This window comes from Okeania sp. SIO3B5, assembly GCF_010692555.1.
GTDB lineage: Bacteria > Cyanobacteriota > Cyanobacteriia > Cyanobacteriales > Microcoleaceae > Okeania.
The window spans coordinates 19107-28015 of the sequence record NZ_JAAHHG010000086.1 but is presented as its reverse complement, the minus strand read 5'-3'; the positions used below and the strand labels follow the sequence as shown (position 1 = coordinate 28015).

General features: G+C 36.7%; 8 protein-coding genes. 2 read left to right on the top strand and 6 right to left on the bottom strand.

Features of this window, described 5'->3' with window-relative positions; translation table 11 throughout:
- Positions 1–522 precede the first annotated feature (522 nt).
- From F6K54_RS14155 to F6K54_RS14140, 4 genes are all read right to left on the bottom strand, one after another.
- On the bottom strand, positions 523–2241 hold the full coding sequence (locus F6K54_RS14155; protein WP_293078484.1) for an RAMP superfamily protein: 1719 nt from the start codon (positions 2239–2241) through the stop codon (positions 523–525).
- A gap of 331 nt (positions 2242–2572) precedes the next feature.
- Entirely contained in the window at positions 2573–2908 is a 336-nt protein-coding gene (locus F6K54_RS14150; protein WP_293078482.1) for a XisI protein, read from the bottom strand.
- 148 nt (positions 2909–3056) lie between these two features.
- Positions 3057–3449: a hypothetical protein gene (locus tag F6K54_RS14145; protein WP_293078480.1), complete on the bottom strand. Its 393-nt coding sequence runs from the start codon at positions 3447–3449 to the stop codon at positions 3057–3059.
- 2 nt (positions 3450–3451) lie between these two features.
- Positions 3452–4369, bottom strand: a complete 918-nt coding sequence (locus F6K54_RS14140) for an RAMP superfamily CRISPR-associated protein (RefSeq protein WP_293078478.1) — start codon at positions 4367–4369, stop codon at positions 3452–3454.
- Positions 4370–4477: 108 nt separating this feature from the next.
- On the opposite strand from F6K54_RS14140, the gene F6K54_RS14135 reads away from it, so the two are divergent.
- Together F6K54_RS14135 and F6K54_RS14130 are read left to right on the top strand one after the other, a co-directional pair.
- Positions 4478–5263: an Rpn family recombination-promoting nuclease/putative transposase gene (locus F6K54_RS14135; protein WP_293078476.1), complete on the top strand. Its 786-nt coding sequence runs from the start codon at positions 4478–4480 to the stop codon at positions 5261–5263.
- 87 nt (positions 5264–5350) lie between these two features.
- Entirely contained in the window at positions 5351–5491 is a 141-nt protein-coding gene (locus F6K54_RS14130; protein WP_293078474.1) for a hypothetical protein, read from the top strand.
- A gap of 66 nt (positions 5492–5557) precedes the next feature.
- Here the strand turns inward: F6K54_RS14130 and F6K54_RS14125 are convergent, their stop codons facing one another.
- Positions 5558–6634, bottom strand: coding sequence for a type III-B CRISPR module-associated Cmr3 family protein (locus F6K54_RS14125; RefSeq protein ID WP_293078472.1), 1077 nt, complete (start codon positions 6632–6634; stop codon positions 5558–5560).
- Positions 6634–8859, bottom strand: coding sequence for a type III-B CRISPR-associated protein Cas10/Cmr2 (locus tag F6K54_RS14120; protein ID WP_293078486.1), 2226 nt, complete (start codon positions 8857–8859; stop codon positions 6634–6636). The genes F6K54_RS14125 and F6K54_RS14120 overlap by 1 nt, the downstream gene beginning before the upstream one ends.
- Between the last annotated feature and the right edge of the window lie 50 nt (positions 8860–8909).

The window sequence follows — 8909 nt, the reverse complement described above, 5'->3', positions numbered from 1 at the left end:
AGTCAAGAGGAATGGGGAATGAGCGAGGAGGCAGGAGAAAGAATTATCCCTTGATTTTTCTGCGATAGTTAACCCAAAATCCTAACTTTTTGAGTTCCCTAGAACGAAAACCTTGTACTTTTTCAAGACCCAAAAAGGCTAAAACCTTTATCTGTCAATGCTTTTAGTTTAATCAGCAAGCCCTAAGTAGAGGAGTCAGGAGTCAGGAGAGAAAAAGAAGCGATAATAGAAGAAAGTTTTCTATCGCTAATTAAACAAACATAATATAGTTAGGACTTACGCAGATACGCTATATATAGTACTCATAACTATTGTCCAATAGTTACTGGACTCTATAAACAGTGTCTTTGCGTAATATACAATCCGGTTGAATAGTCGTCATTGCGACGATAGGAAGCAATCTCCGCGCACCCCTGAGATTGCTTCCTTCCACTCCGTTCCAGTCGCAATGACTTGGATATAGTAATTACCCGGATTTTATATAAGTCCTGATAGTGTCATGTAACTTCTGACTTCTAACTTCTAACTTCTACTGTCTCCCCACAACAACTGAAACATTTTTTGTTCGGACTCAAGAAAGTGTAAAAAATCTTCAAATTCTTCAGAATCATCAGGAAACAAGGTCAACAGCTCTAAAAACTTCCGACTTTTCCCAATAATAGGTTTATTCGGATTATCGGGATTTTTCTTTAACCCCACTACAGGATACATCCGATGCCAAAGTCTGCCTATCTGAGTTTCTCGCCCTACAAAACCAGTTACAGATGACTGATAAATCGACCCTTCCTGAATATGCCTTCCTAACTTCTGACGATAAGGTTCATGTAACCAACGCACTGCTTCACAGTCTTCAGCTTCAGTTGCCAAACGCCCCCAAACTTGTACTCTCTTTGGATGCCAAGCTTCCCGCCATTCCGCGCAATTATCGGGAGTAAGAGTCACATTTTGTTGTAATTTCATCCAGTCTATAGCAACTTGCAGCACCTCCTTCTCGATAAATTCTCCAACCCTTGCCAAATTTCGGACTCGGACATCATTTAAGAGCGATCGCTCTCCCTTCCAAGACCAATGACAACCAATCAATGGTTTATCGTTGTCGCTATCATAATATTCAGGGAAAAACAAACGATGGTCAGCTCGTCGCCAAGACTTGCCAAACCCACCAAAAACCATAGCAAACCGAGTTAACCCTTTAATTAATTTTGGAAGTAACTCTATTTTAGCTTCTGAGACATTTTCATTTCGAGTCAACAACCAAGTCAGTTTACCCTCCACATCATAAGTGGGAACAGCATAAGCACCTTTGCCAAACTCGCCTATTTTGATAGAAGTTGTTTCAAACTTCATCCCCAACAAACCTACCGCTCCATCACCATCAACGCCACCAAACAACTCTTGTACTAAATTTTGAGCAGTTTTAGCATCAGTCAACCCTCCAAAAATCCGCAAAGCATGACTACGAATAGTAGCTCGCAACATATTGGGACGAAATTCTCCAGTGCCATTTAAAAGTTTTGGTGCCATTCCCCTACCATGTAAACGACAGGAGTAAAGAACCTGACTGGAAGCACCTGTCACTTGACCGTATCCAGCACTAACTCGACAACCAATACCTTTTGAGAGCGCTTTCTCCCAAAGAAGCCAAATTTTTTCCCACTCTTGGTCGTCTAAAACTATTGTGCTAGAGATTCCAAATTCCAATTCAGGTGCAGACAAAGAAATTAAAGCAAAAGCACCAGAAGACTTTTTATCTTTCATTACCTGCCAATCTTGTTGAGGATGAACGATATCGACCAAATCATCTTGCCAACTAGAGTCAGTTGGATAACCTCCATGAAACCTGAGAATACCAGGGTGACAATCTCCCTGAGATTCTTCACTACCACAGTAACGTTGAATTTCTGTCTGGGAGCAAACACTCCGAAAAATACCTTTCATACTGCTGCCTGGATAATAAGGCCAACCGTAAGCACCGATGGCAGGACGAATAATACCATCATCCTGACCGCCGTTTGTGACAAACCGCCAAGTTAAGGTATAGCGACGACTTTGTACGTTTCCACCAAATTTCGGGGGAGTCGGATAAGCTTTGATTATCCACTCAGATGCCCATTGTTCGACATCCTGGGGTTCCTTAGTTTTTTTTCTTTCTGGGAGAATACGTTGTAGTTGACACCGTCCCGCTGTTTGTGCGCGGAACATCATGGGAATTTTATTTGCTGCGTCGGGAATTTTTACCATATTTTTTTATCTCCGTTTATTTAATAGTAGTAGGTTGGGTTGAGTCCGCGAAACCCAACAATAATAAGTCGTGTGTTGGGTTTATCTTTCAGATAAGCTCCGCTAACACTTCGTTCTACCCAACCTACATTTTAACTTTTGACTTGAAAGCTTTGTTGGGTTTATCCTACGGATAAGTTCCGCTAACACTTCGTTCTACCCAACCTACATTTAACTTTTAACTTTTAACTTTTAACTTTTGACTTTTGACTTGAAAGTTTTGTTGGGTTTATCCTACGGATAAGCTCCGCTAACACTTCGTTCTACCCAACCTACATTTTTATGCTTCGCTTCAGTTTGTTGCATAACGAGTAAATTGACGTTTAAAAGCAGAATGAAAACCGATAACTATATCGGAAGCAGGTACACCCATCTGCTCTAATCTCTCAGCAACAGACTCTTCTGTACCATTATATTGAATCCAAATTTTGCCATCAATAATATCAAAGTGCATCACAGGACCAAATACTCGTTTATCCCCTCGCCAACCTACATAAGCTAGTTGATAATGGTCGTGTTCTCTATCAAATATGAGTTCTGCTTTGACTGTATCATTGGTATTTGCTATTTCTGCGTGCGAACTCAAAATTTCTTGAACAAATTGTCGATATTGTTCTAATTTATCCATTGAGAAATTACCTCCAAATTGCCTCTTGAATTTCAACTTCTGTTAATAACATTTTACTCAGATATCAATGAAATAATTACTTGATTTTATGTGGCAAGGGAGCAAGATGCTCCCACTGTCTAGAACTTGAATTCTGAATTCTAAATTGCTACTTATATCGTTGAGTCCACCACACTAAACAATCACATAATTGAGTCAAAACAGCGATCGCCACTCGTTGGTCATCTATATGTAACTGCCACAATTTTTGACTCATTTCTTTGATAGCTTTGGTGTCATCTACTGTAACTGGTTCGTTAGGAATAGTAACATTAGTTTTTGCCATTATTTCAACAAACTTATCCCAGGTACTTTTCCAATACAAAGACTTATCATTTTCTCTCTTCTGAAGTCGCAAATGTTCACCCCAAAAACGTTCTAATCCATAGGGAATTGCCATTCGCATTTTAAAAGATTGATTCAGAGAATCAGAGTTTCTTTTTTTGGCATCCAAAACCAACTCTTGAGCAACTTGATCTAAACCATAATAATTCCAACCCATAATTAAAAATCTCCTACAACATTAACTTGACAACGACCAAAACCAATAGACTCTAAACCACCAAAATATAATTCTTTTTCATCTTTATTGCCAAAAGGTTTCCAACCCTTTTCTTTAGCAGCAATAGGAAACACTAAAATTGACCCTTCAGGCAAAGCTTCAGTATTAAAAAATCCTCCTCCATCAACTTTTTTCTCATTATCTAACATTTTAACTCGGCTTTGACGATAAAGACCCATATCATGTAAAGTAGCAATATCATTATCTCCAACTACTACTAAATTAGATTCAGGAATATCTATTCCCTTGGGTATCCACTCAGATAAATCTACTTCTTGCTCAATTTTCATAAAGCCAAGATTAAAAAATAAAACTTTTTCATTACTTCCAACTTGTCGTCCAGGCAGATTAGGAGAAGCTGTGTATGGTTTAGGAATTTCAGCAGAAATATTGCTAATTTTCTTAAATCGTTTCAGCAATCTTGGGCAACTAATCCAAACTACAGCTTGACCAGGACAAAAAACAGGAAACCATACTAAAGAAGCATATTCAAATTTAATTTTTGCCTCCGTTGTTCCACTATCTTTAGGCTTATCAGGTCCATCAATTGATTCATGTCCGTACCAATAATTTTCGTTAATTTCTTGTGGTACAGAAACATCTTTTTTCTGTTGATTTTCAGATTCGTTTTCCGGTTTAGTTTCAGAATTATTTTTCTGTGAATTTTCTGGTTTATAATTCATACGTTTTAACCGCATATCAGCTCGAAACCGACCCCGAATAGAGCTACCGGGAATAATTCCTGTCTGAGTAAACTGGTCTCGAAAAATTAAGTTTAAATTACCAGTTTCTTCACCCGCACTCGCACCTACATGAAGTGGTGCTAGAGTCTCAATAATACCGTAAGCTTTTTGATACATAAGTTAAATCTCCATTAAATTAACTGCTAAAAAAGTTGTGACTTAGTCTCTATTGAGAAGTTACCTAAATTTGTGAGAAACTAGGATTATTACTCAACTTCATTCAAAGTGAAAACTGACCATATATTTTATCGAATTTTCCAAGAGTTACCCGAAACCTTCTTTCAGTTATGGGGAGAAGTGCCAGGAAAAATCAACGATTATCGTTTTGATTCAGTAGAATTAAAACAGACTGCCTTTAGAATAGATGGGGTATTTTTGCCTCAAGATATTGACCAACCAATTTATTTTACGGAGGTGCAATTTCAAAAAGACGAAAAAATCTATTTACGTTTATTTTCTGAGATTTTCACCTATCTAAGAGATAACGACCCAAACTTACGTTGGCGTGCTATGATTATCTTTAAAAGTCGTAGCTTTGAACCAACAGCAAGGGAAAGAGAATCTGTGCAACCTTTTTTAGATTCTACCCTAGTCAAGCGCATCTATTTGAATGAATTAGAAGTGAGTGAAACAACTCCTTTAGGCGTACAAATCGTTCAATTAGTTGTAGAAAGGAAAAAACAATTTTTGGACAGAGTAACCGTTTTAATTAATCGAGTAAAACAGCAGTTTACTGATGAAAATGATCGGTTACCAATTTTGAATTTATTGTCGATTATTGTTCTGGAAAAATTACCACAAATGAGTCGCAAGGAGTTAGAAGCCATGTTCAGTATGAATGATTTGAAACAAACTCGTTTTGCTCAAGAATTAATGGCAGAATCAAAAATAGAAGGAAAGCTAGAAATTATTCCTCGTTTACTAGCAAAAGGCTTTTCTGTTGCTGAAATTGCCGAAACTTTAGAATTAGAAATTGAGCAAGTTCGACAAGCTATTGCTAAACTGAACTAACTTAAACAGTTGGTTGGGTTGAGGCAACAAAACTCAACCAACTATTTCCTACATTCCAGACTATTGTTTTGAACAAAATTACCACAAATGAGTCGTAAGGAGTTAGAAGCCATGTTTAGTATGGATGATTTGAAACAAACTCGTTGTGCTCAAGAATTAATGGCAGAAATTGTTTGCATTGTTCAAAATCTCCTGTTAATTTTTGATGAATTAGATAGTCATCTTTAGATGACTTATGCTGTGAGCCAAGAAATTTATTTCTTGGCGGATTAATACTTGGCGGATGAATACTCACTACAAAGGTAAAGCTAACCCACAACCCCAACGCTTGAGGGAAGGCCCCTCTTTGGGAAACCAACTCTCATCCCAATTTTGCCAACACTCATCCAGTGGTTCTTTCAACACATAAACAGTTCCCGCAGGTACGGCATAACGCCCCCGTGATAGCAGTTTCGGTTGATGAGGTTGAGCATTTTCGTGGTTTCCCATTCGATACCGGAAGGTATGGGGACGAGCAGTATAGAGAGTTTCCACAGACCAAGCATTTTTGTGGGTGTTTTCTTTGTTTTCTTGGCGATCGCCATTTTCTCCATTTTCTAAAAGGATAGGTTCTCGATAGGAAAGACGGTTTGAACCCCACACCGCAGGGGTAATAATAGCAAATTGTTTTCCTACTGGTTGATTCAATAATTTTTTGTGTTTTTGATTTAATTCAACACAGTTAATATCAACTAAATGACCTTCACCTCCAAAGCGATACCAACCTGGATCTAGTGTGTGAGTAGAGAGGTAAACTAAACAAGTATCGGGGTGCATTTCTACAGCATTTTCTAAGAATAAACTGCCTTCTTCTTTAGTTTCATCTTTTGCCACCCGTCGTTGATTTTTGTCTAGTTTAGGATGGAGATGAGGAGAAAATTCCCAAGGAGTTTTTTTGACTTTTTTAGGACTTTGCCAATCTGAAATTGCTATCCAAGTTCCTTTTTCAAATTTATCAGTAGGAGATTTTTCTTCCTCATCAAACCAACCTTTTTTTTCAGAATTCCAGATTAGTTTATGTTGAAAATTTCCATTTTTTATCAAATAGGTTAAGGGTGTAGGAACATAAAAATTTTGTTCTTCTGATACCTTCTCTGTATTTCCCCAAAAAGGTCCGGCTAAATATAAATCTTGAACAGCTTTATTGCCAAGATGAGCTGCAAAAATTCCTGAAACAGTTGCCGAACTGGGAGGAAAACTTGTACCCGATCGCCCTACTAAGTTTTCTGGGGATAAAAATCGTCCGGCACTTCCATAAAGAAAGCCTAAAGGTTCAATAATAATGAGATATTTGAACTCCACTTTTTTGTTCTTATCTGGTTCTTTATTCATTACTTTTTATCCTGCATTAAGTGAAATACTACTTTAGTTAAATTAATTACCCAATTGTTAAAAGTTTCTCTTACTTTATAGTGACAAATAAAACATTTTAGATAATTCTGTAGATGCAGTGAAGCAAATTTATAAGACTTGCTTTGTATGAGGATAATTAGGAGAAAGATAGTAAAATCTACTACTACTTGTAGACTATTTCCGCTAACTATTAGTTTATTAAGTAAATTATCATTGTAGCTTTGATCGAAACTTTTAGGGTCTCCAAAGATACCAGTAAAGATTTGAATTTCTTTTTCATTGTAACGATTAAACCAATTTTGAGGATTAGCAATAATGTTGTACCACTCTTCACCAAGATAAATTTCTATCAATCTCAAAGCAATATCTATTTGAGGATTATTAACTGGTTTTTCATCAACAATTGTCCTTTCACCGTCAAAAGCATGACGAGATTCTAACAAAGCTACATCTCGATAAAAATGAGTCCAGTTGTTTCCATTTTCGCGGTCTTGATAGCTTTCAATTAGGTTATTTGCTACTTCTTTTTTTTGCTCTATAGGTACTTTGATATGAGGAAAATTATGAGAAACTTTGCCTAAATCTTCCATATCTAATACCCACCAAGGACACACCCATTCTAAATAATTTCCACTATTAAATAATATCCTAAAAGCTATGCGATCGCGACCTTTTTTCTTAGCAGATTGTTCGGCTTCATGACAATGTTGTAAAACATCCCTTTGTGGAACTTGAGAACCTGCCCAAACAAACCCCACACTAGGTGTAATTTTCTTCTCTTCAGGCCAATGCCAAATACTTGATTTAAAAGTATAAAACCATTGCAAACATTCTAGTGGTTGAATTTGTTTATTTTCTTCATAAAGAACTCCTAAAAAATCATCGCCTCCTGCATAAATCATTCTACCTCTACCGCCCAATTTTGTTCTTTGTTGCTCCATTAACTTTTTTCCCCAGTCCCGCATTTCTTGACTGAATTTTGTAGTTCCAGTCTCTTCATCCTTTCTTGGTAAACTTTTAAAATATTTACCTGCTCCATCGCCGTCACCTTGAAACCAACCAGTCCAATATTTCTTTTCTTCTTTATCATCTTTATGGCGGTTTAAATCTCTAAAAGTCCTCAGCTTTAAGTCTCTAACAATTTTATTAATTTGCCAATCTCCTTGGCATATTTTTGACTTTTTAAATTGTTCTGCAAACTTATCAATAATAATAGAGTGGGTAATTAAGCGTTTGATAAGTTCAGGAATGCTAAGTTGTTCTCGGGGATTAATAAAAGAATAACCGTATTTTTTGATTGATTCTAGGCGTTGCTGAATCAAGGTATGAAAATAAAAACTTAATAACCTCAAGTATTTGTCACTCAATAGTTTAGTGATTGACAACAAATACCAATAATATTTAAAATCATAAATGCCTTTTTCGACTAATTCTAGTTTTTCTTGCTCAGATAACTTAGAAATATTTTCTACTTCTAATTCTTCTAATTCTTCTAATTCTTCTACTTCTTCTAATTTTTCTAATTCCTCTAATTCTAAATTATCTATCAGTAATTGTAAATTTTCCTGAATCAGAGCTTCTCCTAATTTGAAACTGAGTTCCTGATAAAATTTAGTAATATCTTGTTGCTCTTGCTGATAGTTATATTTGCGAGGATCGGCAATACGTCCTAAACCGGGATAAGCGATCGCATCAGCACCAGATAGAGTTGAACTTTCCCCTTGCCAGTTAATTCCTGTCCAGTCGCGCTTATGTTTAACTTGATTAATCTTTTCTCGTGCGCCGCTAATGTTATTCCCTGGTTTACCTGAAGCAGCAAAAAATTCCCAGGCATGGTTGCTCCATAAATTCCAATCCCTTTCCCAGGTATACTGCCACTGGTTTAGGTTTTTTTCGATCCATTCCCGACAAGTATTGGTGAGTATATTCCAAACTTGATGAAAACTGGATTCAATTTCTTCAATCTCATGCTCATCTTCTGAGATTTTGCCCTTAAGAATAATTTGATTGGGCATTCCTTGGGTTAGATTAATTAAGGCGGGAGATACAACCCAAATATTTTGTTTTTTAGCTGCCTGACAAATAACCCAAGACAACAGGGACAAAATATAAGAACTTCCATATAAATCTCGCAGTTTTCGGGATTTTACGATAAAATCCTGCACTGGAGAAAAAGTTATAACTGTGTAAGTGTGTTCGTCCATCAATTGCTATTTACTTAATTTTCTTCTATTATAAGATTGTCTGGAAAGGG

Coding starts and splice junctions, on each gene's coding strand:
- F6K54_RS14155 (WP_293078484.1), bottom strand. CDS start 2,241: ATGGTAAAAATTCCCGACGCAGCAAATAAAATTCCCATGATGTTCCGC.
- F6K54_RS14125 (WP_293078472.1), bottom strand. CDS start 6,634: ATGAATAAAGAACCAGATAAGAACAAAAAAGTGGAGTTCAAATATCTC.
- F6K54_RS14145 (WP_293078480.1), bottom strand. CDS start 3,449: ATGGGTTGGAATTATTATGGTTTAGATCAAGTTGCTCAAGAGTTGGTT.
- F6K54_RS14150 (WP_293078482.1), bottom strand. CDS start 2,908: ATGGATAAATTAGAACAATATCGACAATTTGTTCAAGAAATTTTGAGT.
- F6K54_RS14130 (WP_293078474.1), top strand. CDS start 5,351: ATGAGTCGTAAGGAGTTAGAAGCCATGTTTAGTATGGATGATTTGAAA.
- F6K54_RS14140 (WP_293078478.1), bottom strand. CDS start 4,369: ATGTATCAAAAAGCTTACGGTATTATTGAGACTCTAGCACCACTTCAT.
- F6K54_RS14120 (WP_293078486.1), bottom strand. CDS start 8,859: ATGGACGAACACACTTACACAGTTATAACTTTTTCTCCAGTGCAGGAT.